The organism is Niveispirillum sp. GW835-FHT14G11 (genome assembly GCF_058793615.1).
In genome coordinates this window covers 90,556-112,186 of the sequence record NZ_JBXAFZ010000001.1, presented here as the reverse complement: position 1 = coordinate 112,186, position 21,631 = coordinate 90,556, and the positions used below count along the sequence as shown (strand labels likewise).

20 protein-coding genes are annotated in these 21,631 nt (G+C 66.2%); 11 read left to right on the top strand and 9 right to left on the bottom strand.

Going from position 1 to position 21,631, the window contains the following annotated elements:
* The first annotated feature begins 137 nt into the window (after positions 1-137).
* Positions 138-380: a phosphoribosylformylglycinamidine synthase subunit PurS gene (gene purS / locus AC1Q7F_RS00550; protein WP_492502735.1), complete on the top strand. Its 243-nt coding sequence runs from the start codon at positions 138-140 to the stop codon at positions 378-380.
* Positions 381-498: 118 nt separating this feature from the next.
* Positions 499-1,023: a hypothetical protein gene (locus AC1Q7F_RS00545; protein WP_492502733.1), complete on the top strand. Its 525-nt coding sequence runs from the start codon at positions 499-501 to the stop codon at positions 1,021-1,023.
* A 29-nt stretch (positions 1,024-1,052) separates the two neighbouring features.
* On the opposite strand, the gene AC1Q7F_RS00540 is transcribed toward AC1Q7F_RS00545, so the two are convergent.
* A complete protein-coding gene (locus AC1Q7F_RS00540) occupies positions 1,053-2,555 on the bottom strand; it encodes a PAS domain-containing sensor histidine kinase (RefSeq protein WP_492502732.1) in 1,503 nt (500 codons plus the stop codon).
* Positions 2,556-2,685: 130 nt separating this feature from the next.
* On the opposite strand from AC1Q7F_RS00540, the gene AC1Q7F_RS00535 reads away from it, so the two are divergent.
* The 3 genes from AC1Q7F_RS00535 (at position 2,686) to AC1Q7F_RS00525 (ending at position 5,082) form a co-directional block, all read left to right on the top strand.
* Positions 2,686-3,696: an NAD(P)/FAD-dependent oxidoreductase gene (locus tag AC1Q7F_RS00535; protein ID WP_492502730.1), complete on the top strand. Its 1,011-nt coding sequence runs from the start codon at positions 2,686-2,688 to the stop codon at positions 3,694-3,696.
* Positions 3,697-3,698: 2 nt separating this feature from the next.
* Complete coding sequence (locus AC1Q7F_RS00530) at positions 3,699-3,893, top strand: DUF1289 domain-containing protein (RefSeq protein ID WP_492502729.1); 195 nt, start codon at positions 3,699-3,701, stop codon at positions 3,891-3,893.
* A gap of 169 nt (positions 3,894-4,062) precedes the next feature.
* Positions 4,063-5,082 carry a hypothetical protein gene (locus AC1Q7F_RS00525; RefSeq protein ID WP_492502727.1) on the top strand — a complete coding sequence of 340 codons (1,020 nt, stop codon included), beginning with the start codon at positions 4,063-4,065 and terminating at the stop codon, positions 5,080-5,082.
* Positions 5,083-5,157: 75 nt separating this feature from the next.
* Here AC1Q7F_RS00525 and odhB read toward each other — a convergent pair whose 3' ends face one another.
* Both odhB and AC1Q7F_RS00515 read right to left on the bottom strand, forming a co-directional pair.
* Positions 5,158-6,387 carry a 2-oxoglutarate dehydrogenase complex dihydrolipoyllysine-residue succinyltransferase gene (gene odhB, locus AC1Q7F_RS00520; protein ID WP_492502725.1) on the bottom strand — a complete coding sequence of 410 codons (1,230 nt, stop codon included), beginning with the start codon at positions 6,385-6,387 and terminating at the stop codon, positions 5,158-5,160.
* Positions 6,388-6,442: 55 nt separating this feature from the next.
* On the bottom strand, positions 6,443-9,385 hold the full coding sequence (locus tag AC1Q7F_RS00515) for a 2-oxoglutarate dehydrogenase E1 component (RefSeq protein WP_492502723.1): 2,943 nt from the start codon (positions 9,383-9,385) through the stop codon (positions 6,443-6,445).
* A 246-nt stretch (positions 9,386-9,631) separates the two neighbouring features.
* Here AC1Q7F_RS00515 and AC1Q7F_RS00510 point away from each other — a divergent pair, with 246 nt between their 5' ends.
* The 5 genes from AC1Q7F_RS00510 (at position 9,632) to AC1Q7F_RS00490 (ending at position 13,151) form a co-directional block, all read left to right on the top strand.
* Positions 9,632-10,240 carry a TetR/AcrR family transcriptional regulator gene (locus AC1Q7F_RS00510; RefSeq protein WP_492502721.1) on the top strand — a complete coding sequence of 203 codons (609 nt, stop codon included), beginning with the start codon at positions 9,632-9,634 and terminating at the stop codon, positions 10,238-10,240.
* Between the two features lie 75 nt (positions 10,241-10,315).
* Entirely contained in the window at positions 10,316-10,531 is a 216-nt protein-coding gene (locus AC1Q7F_RS00505; RefSeq protein WP_492502719.1) for a type II toxin-antitoxin system RelE family toxin, read from the top strand.
* Positions 10,528-10,920 carry a helix-turn-helix domain-containing protein gene (locus AC1Q7F_RS00500; protein WP_492502718.1) on the top strand — a complete coding sequence of 131 codons (393 nt, stop codon included), beginning with the start codon at positions 10,528-10,530 and terminating at the stop codon, positions 10,918-10,920. Before AC1Q7F_RS00505 ends, AC1Q7F_RS00500 begins: the two co-directional genes overlap by 4 nt.
* Positions 10,920-12,185 carry a hypothetical protein gene (locus tag AC1Q7F_RS00495; protein WP_492502716.1) on the top strand — a complete coding sequence of 422 codons (1,266 nt, stop codon included), beginning with the start codon at positions 10,920-10,922 and terminating at the stop codon, positions 12,183-12,185. The genes AC1Q7F_RS00500 and AC1Q7F_RS00495 overlap by 1 nt, the downstream gene beginning before the upstream one ends.
* A 63-nt stretch (positions 12,186-12,248) precedes the next feature.
* On the top strand, positions 12,249-13,151 hold the full coding sequence (locus AC1Q7F_RS00490) for a peptidylprolyl isomerase (RefSeq protein ID WP_492502714.1): 903 nt from the start codon (positions 12,249-12,251) through the stop codon (positions 13,149-13,151).
* Between the two features lie 4 nt (positions 13,152-13,155).
* On the opposite strand, the gene AC1Q7F_RS00485 is transcribed toward AC1Q7F_RS00490, so the two are convergent.
* From AC1Q7F_RS00485 to AC1Q7F_RS00470, 4 genes are all read right to left on the bottom strand, one after another.
* The gene (locus AC1Q7F_RS00485) at positions 13,156-13,614 is read right to left on the bottom strand and encodes a DUF2059 domain-containing protein (protein WP_492502712.1); all 459 of its coding nucleotides are present in this window, start codon (positions 13,612-13,614) and stop codon (positions 13,156-13,158) included.
* 94 nt (positions 13,615-13,708) lie between these two features.
* Positions 13,709-14,959 carry a hypothetical protein gene (locus AC1Q7F_RS00480; RefSeq protein WP_492502710.1) on the bottom strand — a complete coding sequence of 417 codons (1,251 nt, stop codon included), beginning with the start codon at positions 14,957-14,959 and terminating at the stop codon, positions 13,709-13,711.
* A gap of 74 nt (positions 14,960-15,033) precedes the next feature.
* Positions 15,034-16,176, bottom strand: coding sequence for a GTP cyclohydrolase II (gene ribA, locus AC1Q7F_RS00475; RefSeq protein WP_492503882.1), 1,143 nt, complete (start codon positions 16,174-16,176; stop codon positions 15,034-15,036).
* A 1-nt stretch (position 16,177) separates the two neighbouring features.
* On the bottom strand, positions 16,178-16,939 hold the full coding sequence (locus AC1Q7F_RS00470) for a CDP-alcohol phosphatidyltransferase family protein (protein ID WP_492502708.1): 762 nt from the start codon (positions 16,937-16,939) through the stop codon (positions 16,178-16,180).
* A 125-nt stretch (positions 16,940-17,064) separates the two neighbouring features.
* Between AC1Q7F_RS00470 and upp the strand changes: the two genes are divergently transcribed.
* Positions 17,065-17,709, top strand: a complete 645-nt coding sequence (upp, locus tag AC1Q7F_RS00465; RefSeq protein ID WP_492502706.1) for a uracil phosphoribosyltransferase — start codon at positions 17,065-17,067, stop codon at positions 17,707-17,709.
* A 4-nt stretch (positions 17,710-17,713) separates the two neighbouring features.
* Here upp and AC1Q7F_RS00460 read toward each other — a convergent pair whose 3' ends face one another.
* Positions 17,714-18,829 (bottom strand): alkaline phosphatase D family protein, encoded by a 1,116-nt coding sequence (locus AC1Q7F_RS00460; protein WP_492502704.1) that lies wholly within the window; start codon positions 18,827-18,829, stop codon positions 17,714-17,716.
* A 286-nt stretch (positions 18,830-19,115) separates the two neighbouring features.
* Positions 19,116-21,371 (bottom strand): TonB-dependent receptor, encoded by a 2,256-nt coding sequence (locus AC1Q7F_RS00455; protein ID WP_492502702.1) that lies wholly within the window; start codon positions 21,369-21,371, stop codon positions 19,116-19,118.
* Positions 21,372-21,631 lie beyond the last annotated feature (260 nt).

Genomic DNA, 21,631 nt, shown 5'->3' with positions numbered 1-21,631 from the left:
ACGGTTCCGGCGTTTTTCGTTTCCAATCCCCGTCCGTCCTGGCAAGGCTTCCCTGCGGGTTTCGCCATCGCCAAGCCGGGCCGATTTTGCTATCCCACCGCCATCGCTTTCCCGACCAGAAGACACGGGGTGTTCCCATGAAGGCCAAAGTCATCGTCACCCTGAAGAACGGCGTGCTGGACCCACAGGGCAAGGCCATCGGCCATGCGCTGACCAATCTGGGCTTCGACGGCGTCGGCGAGGTCCGCCAGGGCAAGCTGATCGAGCTGGAAGTGGCGGAGACCGATCCTGCCAAGGCCAAGACCCAGATCGAGGAAATGTGCCGCAAGCTGCTGGCCAATACCGTCATTGAGAATTACTCGATCGAACTGGTGGCCTGATCAGGCGACCGTACGGGGGCGGTACAGCCCCCGCATTCGGTTGAGATATTTGCGGTCAACAGGTACAGACTGGGCGCATTGACGGTTCAGACGAACCTCTTTTGGGGAAAGTGACCCGATGCGTGAAATCCGCCTGTCCCGCCTGCTTGCCGCCGCCCTGGTCCTGACGACCCCGGTGGCCCTGCCTGTTCCCGCCCTGGCCGCCGGCCAGGACGATGTGTTGAAATGCCTGGGCATCCTCGATAATGGCGCGCGACTGGCCTGCTATGACCGCACGGTGCCGGGCCTGCGCTATGCCGCCCCGCCGCCGGCGCCCCCGGCCCCGGCCGCCCCCGTGCCGCCCATCAGCAAGGAACAGGCCTTTGGGGCCGAGCGCATCCAGGACAAGCAGCACCCCGTCGTCGCGGCCAAGCCGGAGGAGGCGGAGAGCATCACGTCCAAGCTGACCGCGGTCAGCCAGCAATCCGCTGATCGCCATTCCTTCACGTTGGACAATGGCCAGGTCTGGACCCAGGTCGTGGCCCGTTCCGTCGTCAATGCCAAGGCCGGCAAGGTGGTGCGCGTCGAGAAGGGGGCGATGGGCAGCTTCAACATGACCATCGACGGCGTTGCCGGCATCATCAAGGTCCGCCGGGTGAAGTAGAGCGTCCCCTTACAACGGTTGGAGCGGCGCTATGCCGGCGCCACCGAGCGCAGGAAGGCCAACGGCATGGACTGCACGCGGGTGGGCGGCAGGGTCACGGTGACCAGTGTACCCACCTCCAGCCGGCTTTCCAGCCGCGCGTCGCCGCCATGCAGGCGGGCCAGGGCCAGGACCAGCGGCAAGCCCAGGCCCACACCGCCGGCATTGCGTGAATGGCTGCCCTCGATCTGGCGGAACGGTTCCATGGCGGTGGCCATGTCCTCCTCCCGCATGCCGATGCCGGTATCGCGGACATAGAGCGACAGGGCACCATCCTCTTCCACCCGCGCGCCGCAGATGACCTTGCCGCCATCCGGCGTGAATTTGACGGCGTTGGACAGCAGGTTGTTCAGGATCTGCTTCAGCGCCACCTCATCGGCGCGCACCGGCGGCAGTTCCGCCTCCATTTCCGTTTCCAGCAGCACGCCGCCCTTGTCGGCGCGTTCCGCCACCAGGCGCATGCTGGACCGGATCAGGCGCGGCACATCCACCAGCTTCTCCGACAGTTCCTTCTTGCCCGCCTGAATGCGCGACAGGTCCAGGATGTCGTTGATCAGGGTCAGCAGCATCTGGCCGCTGTCATGGATGTCATGGGCATATTCGCGATAGGCGGGCTGACCGATGGGACCCATGGCCTGTGTCGCGATGATCTCCGAAAAGCCGATGATGGCGTTGAGCGGCGTGCGCAGCTCATGCGTCATGTTGGCCAGGAATTCCGATTTGGCACGGTTGGCCATTTCCGCGGCACTCAGCGCCTGCTCCATGGCCAGCCGGTCGCGACGCCATTGCGAGATGTCGCGCACGCTGCCCTGGAAGGCCACGGCGCGCCCCTCGTCATTGCGGATGATGCGGGCGGAGATGGCGACCCAGAAATGGCTGCCGTCACGACGGCGCAGTTCCACCGGCATGCTGCCCACCTCCTCCTGCGCCAGCAGGGCCTGGGTGATGGCGTCGCGATTTTCCTGGTCGACATAGAAGCTGACGGTGGCGTCCTGTACCTCCGCCTTCAACTGAGCCTCGCTCTCGTACCCGATCATGGTCAGCAGCGCGGGATTGGCGGACAGGAAGCGGCCGGCAATGTCGGTGGTGAACATCCCCTCCATCGCCGTTTCATAGATCTCCCGGTACTTGCGCTCCGCCCGGGCCAGCCGGTCCAAAGCCGCTTGCTGGCGGGTCACCTGTGCCCGCAGGGCGGCATTGGTGGCGCGCAGGTCCCGCCTTTCGCTGAATGTCTCGACCTGATGCTGGCGGATGGCATGGATGATGACCCATAGCAGCAGCAGCAGGGCAATGCCGGCACAGGCCAGTGCCGCCGGCTGCCAGGGGTCGATGCCGGCGGGCAGGGTCGCCTCCGGCCGGGCGAAGGTCACGACAATGGCGATAATCCCGGCCAACGCCAAGGGCAGGGCCAGCCAGGGAGAGAACACCGATGCACGCGCCTGGGGGCGGTCCGGTGTATGGGGTGGCCGTTCTGCGCCGGTCTTGCCGTCCATCGCCTGCTCGCGGCCAAGAGGATGGATATTGTTAGCACTCCCAACCCCTGGTGTCATGACACACAAGCATAGTATGGCCTTCCTTGTGGGGGGATAATGAACCCATGTGCAACACACCCGCCAGGCAAGCATGACGCATACCGGTCCCCTTCCCACCGTCATCATCGGCGCCGGCCTGGCCGGGTTGGCGGCAGCGCTTTCGCTATCGGCGCGGGGGGTGTGCGTCGCCCTGTTCGATGCGGCTGCGCAACCGGGCGGTCGCCTGTCCACATACCGGGCCGGCCGCTGGCGTTTCGACCATGGCGGGCAGTTCCTGACTGTGCGCGATGCCGGGTTCCGCAGCGTCATGCAAGGGTTTCTGGCCGACGGTTTCGCCGCCCCTTGGCCGGGACGCGTCGTGCGCCTGTCCGCCGATGGCCGCATTGAACCGCATGCGGTGGAACGGTTCGTGGGCCTGCCGGGCATGGATGGCATCATCAGCGGGCTGATCGCCCGCCTGCCGACAGGGACCCGCCCGCGTTTCGCAACCAAAGTCACGGCCATCACCGGCACGCCCGGCCATTGGCATCTGACGCTGGCGGATGGAAGCCGGACCGGTCCCTTCGCGCGGGTGATCGCCGCCGTGCCGGCGCCGCTGGCGGCGGATCTGCTGGCACCGGTCGCCCCTGCCCTGTCGGCCCGTGCGGCGCAGGCGGTGATGGCGCCGTGCCGGGCGCTGATGCTGGGCTTCGAAACCGCAACGCCACCCCCCTGGGACGCCGCCTTCCTGGGCGGTGCGGGTGGGGAGGATCGCCCCCTGTCCTGGATCGCCCATGACGGGGGCAAGCCGGGCCGCGACGCGACGGCCACCTTCATCGCCCATGCCGCCCCCGCCTGGTCGCAGCGGCACCGGGATGATACGGACGCGGCGGTGATCGCCGCCCTGCTGCCGTCCTTCCGGGCCACCACGGGAATCACCACCGAACCGGTGCTGATTGCCCACCATCACTGGCCTCATGCCCTGCCCACGGCACCACTGACCGAGGGCTGTCTGTGGGATGGCGCCCTGGGCCTGGGGGCGTGTGGCGACTGGTGCCTGGACGCACGGGCGGAAGCCGCCTTCGTCAGCGGCACCCGGCTGGCCACCGCCATGGAGGCATGAACATGGAGACACCCACCCTTCCCGACGATTACGTTCCCAGCCCCTGTATCCGCCGTTGCGACCTGGATCGCCGGCGCCATCATTGCCTGGGCTGCAAACGGCTCTTGGAGGAGATCATGCGCTGGGGCGTGATGACCCCGGATGAACGCCGCGCCGTCTGGGCCCGGCTGGGAAGGCCGGTGCCCGGCACGGACTGAGCCTACGGGCAGAATCCACTGGGCAAAAAGCGCCGACCCACTGGCGATCCGCAAGGGGCATTGCGGAATGCAACGCCACCCTTATTCATAACCCCTTGTATTTATTGATCCCCACCCCGCTGGCCCGCACTTTGCTTCTCCCTCCCCGCCATCAGCAGTGGGGGATTTCATGGACGGCAGCGCGCATATCCGGTTCATCCAATCCGGCGACAATGAAGCCGAGGGCAGCTTCGCCCAGCTTTACCGTCAGGCCCATGGCAAGGCCGGCCTGTCGCGCCTGGGTGTGGGTGCCATCCTGGACTGGCTGACCCGGCGGGGTGGCGAGGCCCAGGGCATTGATACGCTGCTGGAGGATGGCGCGCCCCTGACGTCGGATAATCGCGACCGCGTGAAGGGCAATCTGTTCCTGTCCTTCCTGTTCCATGACCTGCGCGACAAGCTGCGGGGCCGGATGGAACTGGCCCGTGCCCATGGTGACGGCCCCTTCGCGCCGCTGCCCGCCGGCCTGTCGCAGGCGCAGAAGCTGAACTGGCTGCGCGCCCAGGCCTGTATCAGCCTGAACCTGGTGCTGGATGAATGGGCCGCCGATCTGGCCGGCAAGCCGGCACCCGCCTGCCCGTTTGCCCGCATGGCCCGCTTCGCCCAGGGCTTCTTCAAGGGTTCCGCGCTCTATGCGCGCGCCGACCATGACATGGTCTCCATCTCCAAGACCGGCAGCAACACCGCCCTGCATATGTGCTTCAGCCTGGTGGAGGCGTCGCTGCATCTGGGCCTGGACCTGCCGGTCAATCATTGGCGCGATGCCATGTGGCGCAGCCGCAAGGAACTGAAGACTCTGGCCGCCGGCAGCCTGGGGATGATCGTCACTTTCCTGCATGCCTCCAAGCTGGAGCCGGAGGGGGAGAGTGCCGTGAACCCGACCACGGGAGAGGCCTGCGCGTTCCGCATCGAACATGCGGCGGACGGCGTGCGCCTGCGCCTGGACGGCCGTTCCATCACGCCGTTCAGCACCGGCAATGACCGACTCTATACCGGCTGCCCGGCCTTCCATGTCACCGGCATGATCGAGATGTATCTGGACTGGGTGCTGGACCTGGCCATCCATCACGGCCTGCAGACGCCGGAACGCCCGCTCTATGACCGCCCCTGGCCGCCGCGCTGGGAGGGCGCACCGACGGCCGCCGACTGATCATCCCGTATCCGAAATGAAAAAGGGCCGCCCGATGATGGGCGGCCCTTCTCAATTATTACCTAACCGGAATGATCAGACATCCAGCAGGATGCGTTCCGGGTTCTCGATGCATTCCTTGACGCGGACCAGGAAGGTCACCGCCTCGCGGCCATCGATGATGCGGTGATCATAGGACAGCGCCAGATACATCATGGGACGGACCTCGACCTTGCCGTTCACAACGACGGCGCGGTCCATGGTCTTGTGCATGCCCAGAATGCCCGACTGCGGCGTGTTCAGGATCGGGGTCGACATCAGCGAGCCATAAACACCACCGTTGGAGATGGTGAAGGTGCCGCCCGACAGGTCTTCCATCGACAGCTTGCCGTCCCGCGCCTTCTTGCCCAGATCGCCGATGGTCTTTTCCACGCCGGCGAAGGACAGCTTGTCGGCGTCGCGGACCACCGGAACCACCAGACCCTGCGGCGTGCCGACGGCAACACCGATGTCATAATAGTTCTTGTAGACCAGATCGGTGCCGTCGATCTCCGCGTTGACGGCCGGCAGCTCCTTCAGGGCCACCAGGCAGGCCTTCACGAAGAAGGACATGAAGCCCAGCTTCACGCCGTGCTTCTTCTCGAAGCTGTCCTTCAGCTGGTTGCGCATGGCGATCACGTTCGTCATGTCCACCTCGTTGAAGGTGGTCAGCATGGCGGCCGTGTTCTGCGCTTCCTTCAGGCGCTCGGCGATGCGCTGGCGCAGGCGGGTCATGCGCACCCGCTCTTCCAGATCGGCCTTGGCGCGCGGACCAGACGGGGCCTTCGGGGCGGACGCCGGGGCGGCAACCGGGGCCGGGGCGGCCTTCGGTGCTTCGATGGCCTGGAGCACGTCACCCTTGGTCACGCGGCCATCCTTGCCGGTGCCGGCGATGGCGCCGGTATCGATGCCGTTATCCGCGGCGATCTTGGCCGCGGCCGGAAAGACCGGGGCGCCGGCAACCGGCGCCGCCGGGGCGGCAGCGGGGGCCGGAACAGCAACCGCGGGAGCCGGGGCGGCGGCGGCCGGCTTGGCAGCGGGGGCGCCCGCACCTTCGCCGATCACGCCCAGCAGGGCGCCGACGGCGACGTTCGCACCCTCGGCGGCCACGATCTCGGCCAGGGTGCCGGCGGCCTGGGCATTGACCTCCAGCGTCACCTTGTCGGTTTCCAGTTCCACCAGGGCGTCATCGACATTGATGGAGTCGCCGACCTTCTTCAGCCAGCGGGCTACCGTCGCTTCCGTGACCGATTCGCCCAGGGTGGGCACCTTGATTTCCGTCGCCATATTGTGTGGCCTTCGCGTTTGGATGGTCTTCAAGAAAGGGATGGGGGCCTGTGGATCAGACCGTCAGTGCCTCATCCAGAAGCTTCGCCTGCTCCTGGTTGTGGCGCTTCAGCATACCGGTGGCCGGGGCGGCCGATTCCGGACGGCCGGCATATTTGGGACGGGCTGCCTTGTGGGAGATGCTGGTCAGCACCTTTTCGATACGGCGGTCGACGAAGGTCCAGGCACCCTGGTTCTCCGACTCCTCCTGACACCAGACCACGTCGGCGTTCGGATACTTGGCCAGCTCTTCGGCCAGCACATCGGCCGGAAACGGATAGAGCTGTTCCAGGCGCAGGATGGCCACATCCTTGACGCCACGGTTCTCCCGCTCCTGGAACAGGTCGTAATAGACCTTGCCGGAGCAGATGACGACGCGGCGGATCTTGTCGTTGGTCACCAGATCCACACCCGTTTCATAGAGGACGCGGTGGAAGGTCTGGCCGTTGGAGAACATGTCCAGCGGCGACACGGCCAGCTTGTGACGCAGCAGCGACTTCGGCGACATGACGATCAGCGGCTTGCGGAAGTCGCGGCGCACCTGACGGCGCAGTGCGTGGAAATAATTGGCCGGCGTCGTGATGTTGCAGATCTGCCAATTATCCTCCGCGCAATTCTGCAGGAACCGCTCCGGACGGGCCGACGAATGTTCCGGACCCTGGCCTTCCATGCCGTGCGGCAGCAGCATGACCAGACCGGACATGCGCAACCACTTCGATTCGGCCGAGCTGATGAACTGGTCGATGATGACCTGGGCACCATTCACGAAATCGCCGAACTGCGCCTCCCAGATGGTCAGGGCATGCGGCTCCGTCAGCGAGAAACCGTACTCGAAGCCCAGCACGGCGGCTTCCGACAGCGGGCTGTCATGCACTTCAAAGCTTGCCTGTTTGCCGGGGCGGATCAGGTTCAGGGGAACCAGCTTCTCCTCGTTCACCTGATCAACCAGCACGCAATGGCGCTGGGAGAAGGTGCCGCGACCCACATCCTGACCCGACAGACGGATCGGCGTGCCTTCCACGGCCAGCGTGCCGAAGGCCAGCGCCTCGGCTGTGGCCCAGTCGATGCCCTGGCCCGACTCGATGGCCTCGGCCTTTGCCTTCAGCTGGCGGGCGACCTTGGAATTGACGTTGAAGCCGGCCGGCACGCGGGAGATGGCCAGGCCGACCTCCTTCAGCACGTCCGGGGCCACGGCGGTGACACCGCGACGGGCGTCCGGCGTGGCCGTGGACAGGCCCGACCACTTGCCTTCCAGCCAGTCGGCCTTGTTGGGCTTGTAGGACATGCCGGCCTGGAACTCGGCCTCCAGCGTCGCATTGAAATCGGCGACATAACCGTCGGCCTCCGCCGCCGTCAGCACGCCTTCCGCCACCAACTGCTGGGCATAAAGCGCGCGGGTGGTGGTCTGCTTGGCGATGGTCTTGTACATCAGCGGCTGGGTGAATGCCGGCTCGTCGCCTTCATTATGGCCCTGGCGGCGATAGCAGACCACGTCGACCACGACATCCTTCAGGAACTTCTGACGGAATTCGATGGCGATGCGGCTGACATGGATGACGGCTTCGGGATCGTCGCCGTTGACATGGAAGATCGGGGCCTGGATCGACTTGGCCACTTCCGTCGGGTACGGGCCGGAACGGCTGTACTGCGGCGCGGTGGTAAAGCCGATCTGGTTGTTGATGATGAAATGGATGATGCCGCCGGTGCGGTAACCCTTCAGCTCCGACAAAAGCAGCGTCTCGGGCACCAGGCCCTGGCCGGCAAACGCCGCGTCACCATGCAGCAGCACGCCCAGCACATTGGCTCGGCTCTCATCCGACGGCGGCACCTGGCCGGAAATCTGACACTGCTTGGCGCGCACGCGGCCGCAGACGACCGGGTTGACGACTTCCAGATGCGACGGGTTGGGCGACAGCGACAGGTGGATGGTGTTGCCGTCGAAGTCACGGTCAGACGAGGTACCCATATGGTACTTCACGTCGCCGGAGCCCTGCACATCCTCGGGGTTCGCGGGGTTGCCCTGGAACTCGCTGAAGATGGCCTTGAAGGGCTTGCCCAGGACATTGGCCAGCACGTTCAGGCGGCCGCGATGGGCCATGCCCAGCACAATCTCCTTCAGGCCCATCTGGCCGCCGCGCTTCATCACCTGCTCGATGGCCGGCACCAACACCTCGCCACCTTCCAGGCCGAAACGCTTGGTGCCCGTGTATTTCACCTGGCAGAAACGCTCGAACCCTTCCGCTGCCGTCAGGCGCTGCAGGATGGCCTTCTTGCCATTGACGGTGAAATCGGTCTGGTTGCGGATGCCCTCGATGCGCTCCTGGATCCAGGCTTTCTGCTCCGGGTCCTGGATATGCATGAACTCCACGCCGATCGAACCGCAATAGGTGCGCTGCACCGCGTCCACGATCTGGCGCAGGGTGGCGGTTTCCATCCCCAGCACATTGTTGATGAAGATCGGCCGGTCCAGGTCAGCGTCGGTGAAGCCGTGATGGCGGTAATCCAGCTCCGCATGCTCGGCCCGCTTGTCCAGGCCCAGCGGGTCCAGCTTGGCCAGCAGATGGCCGCGGACCCGGTAATTGCGGATCAGCATCAGGGCACGCAGGCTGTCCAGCTGGGCCTGACGGACCTGCTCGGGCGTGAAGCCCTGCACGATGGGAGCAGCGGCGGCCGGGGTCGGTGCGGCGGCCTTGTCGCCCTTGCCCGGCTTGGCCGGGGGCGGGGCGTCCGGATCGGCGGCCCCGATGACTTTCGCCGTGGCCTTGGCCCAGGACGCGCCATTCAGTTCGGCCAGGATGGCATGTCCATCATCGCCCAGTTCGGCGAAGAAGGACTGCCAGCTGGCATCGACCGATGTCGGGTCCTGACGGTAACGGGCGTAGAGTTCCGCGATGAAGGTGCCGTTGGCGCCGAAAAGGAAGGACAGGCGCTCGCTCGGGGCTTGATCGTAGGGGGCCATTTGGGGTTCCGGTCGGAAAGGCACGCGACGTTGGATCGCCGGGGCCGGGTGCAAAGGCTTGAGAATCCGCGACGGTTTTACGTCAGTGGAACGGTGTCATCAACATGCAGGTCTGCCGAGGCAGCCTTTTGCCGTGAGCACGGGTAGCATGGGTAGCCGGACAAAGGTCGATTGAAAACCGCGCGCCCGTGCTAAAGATAGTGACGACCGGTGCCAAATCCAGGGAAAGTCAGGGAAAAATCGCCGATGAGCCGTCAGCCCCGCGCCGAACTCGCCAAAGCCGTCCTGCACGAGGCGCGCAAACTGGTCGCCGATCACGGCTTGGCCGCGCTCACCGCCAGGACTTTGGCCCAGGCCGTGGGTTGCTCCGTCGGCACACTCTACAACCTGTATCCGAATCTCGACACGGTGCGCCTGCACCTGAATGCCGAATTGCTCGACCGGCTGCAGGTGGTTATGAAGGCGGCGGATGATGCCGTGCCGGGCGACGCGGCGGTGGAAACGCGGCTGCTGGCCCTGGCCAAGGCCTATCTCAGCTTCGCGCGGTCCAACCTGAACCTGTTCCAGACCCTGATCGACAACCGCCCGCCGGTCCTGACCGAACCGCTGCCCGACTGGCTGCTGGAGCGCATCGTGCGCCTGCGTCGGGGGATCGAGATGGCGGTGGCCCCGCTGATCCCGAACGCCAGCCCCGACCGGCTGGAACGGGCGGCCGCCACCACCTGGGCCGCCGTCAACGGCCTGGTGGAAGGCATCGTGTCGGGCAACCTGGCTCCGGTCAGCAGCGCCGATCCGGAAGTGATGATGGCCGAATTGGTGGAAACGCTATCGGCGGGGCTGCGGGTGCGGGGATAGCGCTTGTCAGAAACTTCGCTATTGGCGAAGATGACAGGGATGAAGCTGATCTAGTCCATCCATGCCACGGTCGCAATGCGTGCGCTGCCAGCGCGCGACCGCGATGCGTTGATGGCGAAATTGGAGCAGTTCGCCCAGAATCCCTATGATCGCTTCCCCTGGGCGAAGGCGTTCGGCAGCAATACAGGGCGCATCCGTCATGGCGATTGGCGGGCGGTCTATGAAATCGACAAGGGGATACTGACCGTCATGATCATCCAGGTCGGGCACCGCAGGGAGATTTACCGATGAACGCCTTTACGTTCAGGCCAATCCGGGAAGATGCCGACACGGTCACGCTGAGTCGGGCTGATTTCGAGGCCTTGACTGAAATGCTGGAGGATGCAGCCGATATTGAGGCGCTGTTGCAGGCCAAGGCCGCCATCGACCGTGGCGAGGATGAGTTGATCCCGCTGGAACTGACAAAGGCTATCCTGGCAGGCACCCATCCTGTATCGGCCTTCCGTAGCTATCGGGGCCTCAGCCAGCAGGCCTTGGCCAAGGAAGCCGGCATTTCTGCATCCTACCTGTCCGAGATCGAGAGTGGCCGTAAGCCAGGTAGCCTGGACGCGATGGTGAAACTCGCCAAGGCATTGCGCGTGCCCTTGGAAGCCCTGCTGCCGCCCAAGCACGCCGAATGATGCACCGGTGCCTTGCCTACCTGCTGGCTGTCTTCCTGACCCTACCCGCCTATGCGGCGGGACCGCGCGAGGTTGATGCCAAGCCGGCATCCCTTCTGGAAAGCCGGCTATGCGGGGCGCTGACCGTTGCCATCGATGCCGTACCCGGCAAGGGACCCGCCTTCCTGCGCAGCTTCGACCATCCGTCCGGTGCCGGGGCACCGGCGGAGGATGCGCTGAAGAACGCCGCCTTCACCTATGACAATGCGCTGGCCACCATCGCCCTGGTCGCCTGCCGCCGCCCCACCAAGGCAAAGCGCATCGGCGACGCGCTGTTGTCGGCGGTCGACAGTGACCGGGCGGGGCCGCAGGGCCGGTTGCGCACCACCTATCGCGCCGGGCCGCAACAGGAATTCCCCATCCCGCCCAATGGCTGGTGGAACCAGAAAGCCCAACGCTGGGAAGAGGATGCCTATCAGGTCGGCACCGCCACCGGCAATGTCGCCTGGGCGGGTCTGGCCCTGCTGACCCTGGCCGAGGCGTTGGGAGAGCCGAAATACCGGGATGGGGCGGCAAAGCTGGGCGCCTGGGTTCTGGCGCGGACGGCTGATGCCAAGGGGCCGGGCGGCTTCACCGGCGGGGTGCATGGCGACGGGGTGGAAACCCGGCCGCTGGGCTGGAAATCAACCGAGCACAATACCGACCTTGTCGCCCTGTTCGACTGGCTGGAACGGTCAGGCGCCGAGGGCGGCGACTGGGCGGGGGGCAAGGCGACAGCGCGGGCCTTCCTGGATGCCATGTGGCAGAAGGGCGGCGGTCATTTCCCCACAGGCACCCTGCCGGACGGGGTCAGCGTCAATGACGGCAATTCCGGCCTGGACGCCCAGCTCTGGCCCCTGCTGCTGCCGGGTACGGCGGTGGAATGGCAACGGGCCCTGGATCATGCCGACAAGGTGCATGGCGTGGCCGGCGGCTATGATTTCAATGGCGACCGCGACGGGGTCTGGGTGGAGGGCACCGCCCAGGCGGCCCTGTCCTGGTTTGCCGCCGGCGACGCCAAGCGCGCCGATGCCCTGTTGACCAGCTTGGTCGGCGATATCAGTCCCGGCGGGTATCTGTGGGCCACGCGCGGGGAGAAACTGTCCACCGGATTCGCCATCGGGCCCGACAGCAGGGATGCCGACTTTTTCTATTTCCGCCAGCCGCATCTGGGTGCCACGTCCTGGGCTGTGCTGGCGGCCAGACACTGGAACCCGTTCAAGGGGCAGGTCATCGCCGCCCCTTGATGCGACAGGCCCGCTTCTGGGATGCTGCCGCCTCCGGCAATCCTCACGAGAAGAAGAAGCGACATGCGCCTGACCCTGCCTGCCACCGCCGCCCTGCTGGCCCTGTCCCTTCCCGCCGCCGCCGAAGAGGCACCCACGCGCGCCACGCCGGCCGAGGTGCTGGCGGCATCACCGGCATCCGACTGGCGCACACCGGTACCCGAAAACACGCTGTATATGGAACTGCCGGGCGGGCGGGTGGTGATCGAGCTGGCACCCGGTTTCGCGCCCGTACATGTGGAGAATATGCGCAAACTGGCGCGGGAGAACTGGTACGCGGGCACCTTCATTGTCCGCGTGCAGGATAATTACGTGACCCAGTGGGGCATGCCCGACGAAACACCCAAGCCAATGAAGACGGCATTGGACAAGCTGGCACCCGAATTCACCGTCAAGGGCGGGGCCAAAAGCCTGCCCTTTGCCAGCCTGCCCGACCCGGACGCCTATGCGCCGGAGGTTGGCATCTCCGACATCTTCCCCGCCGCCCGCGATCCGAAGTCTGGCGAGGCCTGGATGACCCATTGCTATGGCATTGTCGGGGTCGGGCGCGGGATGCCCCTGGACAGCGGCAGCGGGGCCGAGCTGTACACCGTCATCGGCCATTCCCCGCGCCCGCTGGACCGGGTCATCACCCTGGTGGGCCGCGTCTTGAAGGGCATGGAACTGCTGACCGCATTGCCGCGCGGCACCGGCACGCTGGGCTTCTATGAGAAGGCGGAGCAACGGGTGCCGATCACCACCATCCGCCTGGCCGCCGACATGCCGGACGCCGAGCGGGAGAAGATCGAGGTCCTGTCCGGGCAGAGCGAGACCTACACCAGATGGCGCGACGCGCGGCGCTTCCGCCAGGATGATTTCTTCATCCGCGCGTCGGGCCATGTCGATGTCTGCAACGCCATGCCGCCGGTGCGGGCACAAAAAGGGTAAGGTTTCACAGCTGCTTCGGCACCGCCAGGCCGCGGTCGCGCGCGGCCCTGGTGAAGCTGTCCCAGGCGCGATCGGCCACGCCCTCGGCCCAGGCCTGGCCCAGCAACATGCTCTGGCCCATGATGGTGGGCGACAGCGCCACCAGCTTGCGCCCCGCCGGCGAGCGGTAGAAGGCGATCATCTGGTCCAGTTCGGCCGCCGTGAAATGCGCCGCATAAAGGCCGGTAATGCCGCGCGACAATTCCGGCAAGGCGGCCCGCGCCTTGGGCAGGAAATGGTCGCGGACCAGGATGGTCACCTCCGCCTCCCGGCCCGGATTTTCATGCGCGATCAGTTCCTCCGCCTGACGCGTTACGGCCAGCAGCGCCTGGTCGGCCAGGGCCTGACTGCCCGACAGTTCCATCAGGACCCGTGCCTTCTCCAGCCGCGGTGCATCATCCGCCCGCGCGGGAACAGCAATCAAAAGCAGGACAAGCAGGGGTAGAAGGAGGAATCGCACGGGGTGCAGCCTGCGGCAGGGGCGGATCGTCATGGGATACGTCACCGACGGGCGGCAATCAATGCAGGGTGCCGCCCGTCGCGGCGGCCGGCGCCGTGCCGCGGCCATTGGCCTGATACTTGTCCATGGCGCGGGTCATCATGTCGGCGATCAGGTCCTTGGGCAGCGGCGTTGCCCCACCCGGCGGCCAGGCGGCGGGCTGTTCCGCCTGAACGGTCGTGGCAGCGGCTGCAGGGGTCGGCGCCGGCGCCGAAGTGGCGGTAGCGGCCTGAGGCTGCGGCTGGGCCGTGCGGGTGGTCATGGTGGATGGGGCGGCGACATTGGCGCCCGGCATGTTGGCGCCGGCGGCCCGCGCCATCTGGTTGGCGCGTGATGCGACGACGGGCTTGATCTGCATGGACCCGCTGGAAATGGCGGCGGCGCGATAATCGGCCAAGCCCCGGCCCATATTGGGGCTCTTGGCACGCTGCTGGTCCTGCTCCATGGCGGCCAGCAGGTTGTCGCCGGCACCGGACGCGCCGGGGGCCGGCAGGCTCGCCACCACGGCGGCGGAGCCCATGCCGCGCGCGGCGGTCAGGGCGGCGGACGCACCGGGCGTGGTTTCCAGGTCCTTCAGCTGACGCGCCGTGGCGATGCCGCCGGCGGCGGGCGCATGGGCGCTGATGGAGGTGGCGGTGACAGCGGCGGGCGCGGGAGCGGCAGGGGCGGCAACTGTTGCAGCCGAGGCAGGTGCGGTGGGCAAAGCTTGCCCACCACCATTCATCAGCCGCTCCAGCAGCGCCGCCTGACCGGCAGACAGGTCGATCGGCCCGCTGGACGGCGGCAGCGGAGCCGCAATGGCGGGCTCCGCCGGCGGGGCGGGGGTGGCGTCGGCGGTGCGCAGGCGTGGCGCGGTGACGGTGAAGGGATCATCTTCCGCCGGCGCCTCGGCCGGTGCGTCCTTGTCCAGGCCCAGGGTGCTGGTCACATGGCCCAGCGCATCCTTGCCCGTCTCCTGCTCCAGCACAGCGTCGGCGCTGGCCAGGGCAATGCCGACGGGGCCGAAGAACAGGGCGGCACCGGCAATCTTGGCCGGGGTGCGGATCGTGTCGCCGGTGATGGCCTGGTAGATCTTGTTGACGCCGGGGATGTGCTGCAACGGGTTGACCACGTCCAGCACGTCCCAGAAGGACATGCCCTCGCCCTTGTCGGCCTGCTCCGCCTTTTCAGGCTTGGCCGTCTCCGCCGCCGGCTGGCGCTCCAGCGCTGCGCTCTGCAGGTGCTGGGTCCTGGTGCGGATCTGGTCCATATGGATGGCGCTGGGGGGCATGACGTTCCTCCGGGTTCGGGAACGTCAATGCAGGGAGCGTGCCAAGTGCGGCAGGGAGATTCCTGCCGGGTACCCTAAAACAGGTGGCCCGATTTCTCCGCCTTGGTGCGCAGATAGGCCTCGTTATGGCCGTTGGCGGGGAAGATGTGGGGGACGCGTTCCACCACTTCCACGCCCCAGCGGGAGAGCTGATCCATCTTGTCGGGATTGTTGGTCAGCAGCCGCACCTGGGCAAAGCCCAGCTGGCGCAGCATGCCGGCCGCCGGCAGATAGACGCGCTCATCCGCGTCGAAGCCCAGGACATTATTGGCATCCACCGTGTCCAGCCCGCCGTCCTGCAGGCGATAGGCGCGCAGCTTGTTCATCAGGCCGATGCCGCGCCCTTCCTGCGCCAGGTACAGGACGATGCCCTGCCCGGCCTGGGCGATCTCCTGAATGGCGCCGCGCAGCTGTGGGCCGCAATCGCACCGCAAACTGCCCAGCAGGTCGCCGGTGAAACATTCCGAATGCAGCCGCGCCAGCACCGGCTGGCCCGGCACCGGGTCGCCGATGACGATGGCCAGATGTTCGGGCCCGCCATCGGTGGGGCGGAAGGCGATGATGCGGGTACGTTCCGCATCCTCCAGCGGCACGGCGGCCTCCGCCACGCGGGCCAGGCTCTGCGCCGACCGGCGGCGATAATCGACGATGTCGGACGCGCGGACCGCCAGCAGATCGTGGCGGCGGGCAAAACCCGCACCATCCACCGGCCCGCGCCCGCCGGGCAGCGGTGCCACGATGGCGGCGGGCAGCAGCCGTGCGATCTTGGCCAGGATGGTGGCTGCCCCTTCCGCCGCGCCGTCGATGGCAGTGGCCCCCACCACATGGCCGGTGCGGGCCGGGCGGGTGGGGTCGGTCAGGTCGCGCACCAGATCGGCGGTCAGGCCGGCGGGTGGGGCCACGCGCACGGGACCGTCGATGGGCACGTCCAGGCCCAGGGCCCGGCCACGCTGGCCGGTGATCACCAGGGACGGGGCGGCCCCGGACAGCTGGGCCAGATGGTTCAGGGCCTGGGTCGTCACCGCTTCCGCCGCCAGCACCAGCAGGGCGCGGCCATCATCGGCGGTGACCACCACCACCTCCCCCCGCCGCAGGTCGGACAGGGCGCGATCGACCGCGCGCTGGGCCGCATGGTCCGGCGGGGTGGCGTGATCGGCGGAGGCGTATTCCAGAACCATGCTATCCATTTTTCGTTCCACCGGCGTCGCTGCGGTGGCTCAGGAGCCAAACCGTATCGGCGCTGAAAGAGAAAAGCAAAAGCCCAAGGGCTGCGCCCACCGCAAAGCCGGTCAGCGGCGGGCCCGCCAGCGGCGTGACCGCCAGTGCCAGCACCCCCACCTGTGCCATGCAGATGACGCGCCGCCGCTGGCTATGGGGCAGCGGCCGGCTGAGAATGGGCCAGACCCACCCCGCCAGCACGAAGGCCGGCCGCAACAGCCCCGACAGCAGCACCCAAGCCCCTACCTCCCCCGACAACCAGAGCAGCAGGCAGAGATAGAGGATGGCCAGCGTGTCCATCTCCATGTCGAACCGGGCACCGTAAGGGCTGGACAGCCCCTGCTGGCGCGCCAGCCAACCATCGACCCCGTCCAGCAGCAGCGCCGTGACGGCGATCACCGCCACCACCCATGCCGGGCCTGTGCCTAACACATGGACAAAGGGCAGGGTTCCCCCCACCAGGGCCAGCAGGCCCGACCGCAGGAGGGTGACGCGGTTGGCATGGCCCCAGCCGGGTCCCGCATGCGTCCCCAGACGGGTCAGGGCGAACCACAGCACGGGCAGGAAGGCCGCCAACACCACCACCGGATAGGGGGCAGGCAGCCCCATCCCCTGCCCCACCGCCCAGGCACTGGCCAGCAGCAGCGGTATGGCGGCACCGAGATGCGCCAGCACCGACCGGCGCAGCGAAGGGTGGGGCCCGATGGTTTGGGTCATGTCCATGGAAATAAGGTTGGTGCGACCCGCCGCAAGGCCAAGGGGAAAAAATCGGCGGGATCGTGATGCTGGCTCATGACGGCCGACCAAGCTATGGTGCCGCGCGAAACCCACCCTGCCAGGAACGGGCCATGACCGGCGATTTCCCCAATCTCTTCGTCCTCGACCATCCGCTGATCCAGCACAAGCTGTCCTGCATGCGGGACAAGGACCGGTCGACCATGGGCTTCCGGCAGCTGCTGCGCGAAATCGCGCTGCTGATGGGGTATGAGCTGACACGCGATCTGCCACTGACCACGCAGCGCATCGAAACCCCGCTCTGCCCCATGGACGCGCCGGTGATCGAGGGCAAGAAGCTGGCCGTGGTGCCGATCCTGCGCGCCGGCCTGGTGATGGCCGACGGGTTGCTGGAACTGGTACCGGCAGCGCGCGAGGGGCATATCGGCCTCTATCGCGACCATGAGACCAAGCGGCCGGTGGAATATCTGGTGAAGCTGCCCGACCCTACGGGCCGCATCTTCATCCTGGTCGATCCGATGCTGGCCACCGGCCATTCGGCCGTGCATGCCGTGGACGTGCTGAACCGCCACGGCGTGGCCGACAGCAATATCCGCTTCATGGCCCTGGTATCGGCGCCGGAGGGCGTGCGCACCTTCCACGCCGCCCATCCGGACGTGCCGGTCTATACGGCGGCGCTGGACAGCCACCTGAACGAGAACGCCTATATCGTCCCCGGCCTGGGCGATGCCGGGGACCGTCTGTTCGGGACGAAATAAGGGTTCAGGCCTCCACCCGCAGGTCCGATATCGCCAGCACCTGGCGCAGTTGCTCCACCCCACCCACGTCGCGGATGGTGATGGTGACGGCCTTCCTGGCCCAATCGATCTCGATCAGGCCGAAATTCTGCGCCCGGTAGGCTTCGCCCACGCGCCGGGCATTGGGCGGCAGGACGGGCCAGACCTCCGTCAGGCCGGAAGAGGTGAAGTCCCACAGCGGATAGGGCACGTTCCAGTCCAGCTTTGAGATTTCCGCGTAGTGGGTGTCGCCGGAGATGCAGAACAGGCCGTTGGCCCGCTTCTCGCGGATCGCCTCGATCAGGCGCTGATGGTCATGGGTGAAGTTGATCCAGGCTTCCCAGCCGGGGAAGTCGGAGACCACCTGCAGGCTGGATGCCAGGATCCGCAGATCGGCGGGCCGGGCCAGCTGTGCCTCCAGCCATTGCCATTGCGAGGCGCCCAGCTGCGTGGCGGCATCCTCCGGCAAGCGGGCATAGGGGCCGGGGACGGTCTGCCCGGCCTCGTGCCGGGCGCGGGCCCAATGTTCGTAATCCTTGCCGCCCATATCGATGGTGGCCAGGGACGTGCGGTTCCAGCGCAGGTCGGGCAGGATCACCTGCAGGCGCCTGCCCTTGGGCCCGAATTCATATGCCGTATAGATGCCGTCGGGCCGGGTGCGGCGGGGGCTGTCGGCCGCTTCCCCGAAAAAGTCGCAGAACAGCGTGCGGCTATGCTCCTTCATCGGATAGTCGGCACCGGCATCATTCTCCCCAAAATCATGATCGTCCCAGGTGGCGACGATGGGGATGGCGTCACGCACCCGCTGAAATCCCGGCTTGGCCGCCAGCATGGCGTATTTGGCCTTCATGTCATCGACATTGCGGGTGTCGAGATAGACGTTGTCGCCCAGCAGGATCAGCAGGTCGGGCTTCGCCCCCAGGATAGCATCCCAGATGGGCTGGTCCTTGGTCTGATGCGCACAGGACCCAAACGCGATGCGGGTGGGCGTGGCATCGGCGGGCAGACGGCGCAGGCTTTGCGCCTGGGCAGCCTGGGCCACCAGGGGAGAGGCGGCGAGGCCGGTCAGCAGCAGGCGGCGGTCGAGGAGGGTGCGGGTCATAGGGGGCGATCCTGTAGTCCGTTTCAGATGGAAGCCCTCTCCGCCTTCCCGGTGACAAGCCGGGACCCAGGATCACAAGCCCGACGTTTCAACGGCTTTGATCCAAGCAGCGTAGAGGTTTGGTCCCGTGGCCCCTGGGTCCCGGCTTGTCACCGGGAAGGCGGGTAAAGGTTGATTCCCTGGAACGAAAAGACGGGGCGGACCGAAGCCCGCCCCGCATCAAGGGAAATTCAGGGAAGATAAGATGAAGACCGCTGGGCATGGCCCCGCGGGTACTGCCGTCGCCTTAGAACTGCTTCTTCAGCGACACGAAGAACTGGCGCGGCGCGCCGGCCAGCAGCGTCTGCGCGGCACCGGTCGGGTCGCTGTTGACGAAGCCGTTGGACCCGATGGTCGAGACATATTTCTTGTCGAACAGGTTGGTGACGTTGGCCTGCAGCTCCGTACCTTCCAGCCAGTCGCTGCCCTCGAACCGGTAGCCGAGGCTGGCTTCCACCAGCGTATAGGCATCGACGGAACCGTCATTCAGATAGGTGTAGTAGCGCTTGGACGTGTAGTTGGCGCCCAGCGTGGCAAACAGATTGCCGTCATCATAGCTGACCTCGCCTTTCAGCAGATGCTTGGGCGAGTTGACGACGGTCTTGTCCTTGGTGGCGACCACGTTGGTGCCGTCCAGGACGTTATCGTCGTAGGAGCTGTCATTGTAGGTGTAGGAGCCGAACAGCGACACAGCGTCCATCAGCTTGAAGGTGCCGGCCGCCTCGATACCACGGGTGCTGACGCCGCCGACATTCTGGAGCGACGGCGGCAGGCCCTGGATGCCCGACCCGACCGTGACGGTCAGCAGGCGGTCGTCGAACTGCACGTCATAGGCCGCGACCGAGCCCTGGAACCGGTCGACGCGGAAGCGCCAGCCCAGTTCGAAGGTGCGGGAATTTTCCGGCTCCAGATTGTCCTTGATGGCGTCGAAGGCGACCTTGGTGGTGCTGAACGGACCGCCGGTGCCCGACGATTCGAAGGCGCGCATATTCTCGGCGAAGGAGGCGAACACCTGGTGCTCGTCATTGATTTCATAGACCAGGCCGGCCTGGGGCAGGAAATTGTCCTTGGCCTTGATCTTGCCGTTCTTGACGGGGCCGGTGACGGTGGCGCCCTCATTTTCGATATTGACCGACTTGAAGCCGGCATTGACCGTCAGCTGGTCAGTGATCTTCCAACTATCCGACAGGTTGAACTGCGTGGTCTTGGTGTTGAAGTCGTATTCCCACTGCGTGGCCATGGCCCCGGTCTGGAACTGGGTGGAGGACCGGCCCGGCGAGGCGCGGTTCAGGCCGTAGAAGCGGCGGGCCTGGTTGAAATCATTATCCTCGAACCAGAAACCGCCGCTGACCGTGTGGTCGCCCACTTCCGCCGTCAACTGGCCGATGCCGCCGACCCGTTCGATGCTGTATTCGGTGGTGCGGATCGACTGCGAGGCGCCGCCCGGCGTCGGGGTATAGGGCGTGAACCACAGGCCCTGGCCGTCATTCTGGTGGCCATAGCCGGTGACATCCAGCTTCAGGCTGTCGGTCAGCGGATAGGTGAAATTGACGGCGCCGATCGTGTCCTTGCGCAGGCCGGCCGCGTCGTAATAGGCGTCATCCACGGTCTGGATCGGGCCGGGGAAGGGACCGGTGGCCAGCCCGTTATAGATGTCGGACACGCGCAAGGCCGTGGCCCAGTCCTTAGCGAAATTGTCCCAGTCGTAGCCCAGCCGGTCGATCATCTGCAAAGACAGGTCCTGGTAATCATTCTCGCGGCGGTCGGACCAGTTCAGCCAAGCGCTGATCTCACCCTCCCCGACCGTCTGCACGACCTTGAAGTTGGCCTGATCCTGCTTCTGGATGCCGTCGCCTTTCCACTTCTCAGCGTTCTGGCGGGTATAGCTGACATAGGCGCTGGTGCCGGTGCTCAGCTCACCCGTCTCCAGGCGCACGAAGCCGCGGCCCGTGCTCTCGCTGCCAAACATGCCCGCGACATAGGCGCCGGCTTCCTTCGACGGGCGGTGGGAGGTGAACTGCACTGTGCCGCCCAGGTTGCTGGTGGAAGCCGTGGAGAGCGAGCCCGCCCCCTGCGCCACCGTCACTTCGCCGACATTCTCCGAGCTGATGGCGCGGGAAATGTGCAGGCCGTTATGATTGCCGTACGACATGTCGCCCAGCGGCACGCCGTCCAGGGTGAAGCCCAGCTGGTTCTGGTTGAAGCCGCGGATGGTGACGCGGGCCGACCATTCGTAATTGCCGAACGGATCAGCCGACTGGAAGCTGACGCCGGGCAGGTTCTCGATGGCCTTCAGCGGGCTGGTGCCTGGCGCTTCCAGCGCGATGGCGGCGGCGGTCACGCCCTGGACCTGACGGGCCTCGCCCCGGCCATAGACGATGATCTCTTCCAGCAGCACGGGCTCGGCCGACGCATCGGCCACCTGGGTGGTCTGCGCCAGGGCGGGGGAGATGGCGAACAGGGTGGCAAGCGCCGTCCCCAGGATCAGCTGACGATGATTCATTATTTGGCATCCCTTCGGTCGCCGGCATGGTTGCTGCGGCGCACAACGGGGCGATACCATTGTTATATTTCAGTGATTTGACGGGTTTCCGGCGGAAACATGATGGTTGTGTTTCGCGGTTGCATTACCATCCCTCACTACCTGAGCCTTCCGTAACGGAAGGTAAGCGGGCAACGCACACCGGCTTGTCGCAACTGTCTCCGCCGCAATGCGCGATTGCCGGCCAGCATCACTGCGGCTAGAAAGGCCTTCATTCCTGG

Excerpts from the sequence above, each read along its gene's own strand:
- AC1Q7F_RS00540 (WP_492502732.1), bottom strand. The coding sequence starts at position 2,555 with ATGGACGGCAAGACCGGCGCAGAACGGCCACCCCATACACCGGACCGC.
- AC1Q7F_RS00470 (WP_492502708.1), bottom strand. The coding sequence starts at position 16,939 with ATGGACATGACCCAAACCATCGGGCCCCACCCTTCGCTGCGCCGGTCG.
- AC1Q7F_RS00525 (WP_492502727.1), top strand. The coding sequence starts at position 4,063 with ATGGACGGCAGCGCGCATATCCGGTTCATCCAATCCGGCGACAATGAA.
- AC1Q7F_RS00515 (WP_492502723.1), bottom strand. The coding sequence starts at position 9,385 with ATGGCCCCCTACGATCAAGCCCCGAGCGAGCGCCTGTCCTTCCTTTTC.
- AC1Q7F_RS00500 (WP_492502718.1), top strand. The coding sequence starts at position 10,528 with ATGAACGCCTTTACGTTCAGGCCAATCCGGGAAGATGCCGACACGGTC.
- AC1Q7F_RS00535 (WP_492502730.1), top strand. The coding sequence starts at position 2,686 with ATGACGCATACCGGTCCCCTTCCCACCGTCATCATCGGCGCCGGCCTG.
- upp (WP_492502706.1), top strand. The coding sequence starts at position 17,065 with ATGACCGGCGATTTCCCCAATCTCTTCGTCCTCGACCATCCGCTGATC.
- AC1Q7F_RS00495 (WP_492502716.1), top strand. The coding sequence starts at position 10,920 with ATGCACCGGTGCCTTGCCTACCTGCTGGCTGTCTTCCTGACCCTACCC.
- AC1Q7F_RS00510 (WP_492502721.1), top strand. The coding sequence starts at position 9,632 with ATGAGCCGTCAGCCCCGCGCCGAACTCGCCAAAGCCGTCCTGCACGAG.
- purS (WP_492502735.1), top strand. The coding sequence starts at position 138 with ATGAAGGCCAAAGTCATCGTCACCCTGAAGAACGGCGTGCTGGACCCA.
- AC1Q7F_RS00480 (WP_492502710.1), bottom strand. The coding sequence starts at position 14,959 with ATGCCCCCCAGCGCCATCCATATGGACCAGATCCGCACCAGGACCCAG.
- AC1Q7F_RS00545 (WP_492502733.1), top strand. The coding sequence starts at position 499 with ATGCGTGAAATCCGCCTGTCCCGCCTGCTTGCCGCCGCCCTGGTCCTG.
- AC1Q7F_RS00460 (WP_492502704.1), bottom strand. The coding sequence starts at position 18,829 with ATGACCCGCACCCTCCTCGACCGCCGCCTGCTGCTGACCGGCCTCGCC.
- AC1Q7F_RS00530 (WP_492502729.1), top strand. The coding sequence starts at position 3,699 with ATGGAGACACCCACCCTTCCCGACGATTACGTTCCCAGCCCCTGTATC.
- ribA (WP_492503882.1), bottom strand. The coding sequence starts at position 16,176 with ATGGTTCTGGAATACGCCTCCGCCGATCACGCCACCCCGCCGGACCAT.
- AC1Q7F_RS00490 (WP_492502714.1), top strand. The coding sequence starts at position 12,249 with ATGCGCCTGACCCTGCCTGCCACCGCCGCCCTGCTGGCCCTGTCCCTT.
- odhB (WP_492502725.1), bottom strand. The coding sequence starts at position 6,387 with ATGGCGACGGAAATCAAGGTGCCCACCCTGGGCGAATCGGTCACGGAA.
- AC1Q7F_RS00505 (WP_492502719.1), top strand. The coding sequence starts at position 10,316 with ATGCGTGCGCTGCCAGCGCGCGACCGCGATGCGTTGATGGCGAAATTG.
- AC1Q7F_RS00455 (WP_492502702.1), bottom strand. The coding sequence starts at position 21,371 with ATGAATCATCGTCAGCTGATCCTGGGGACGGCGCTTGCCACCCTGTTC.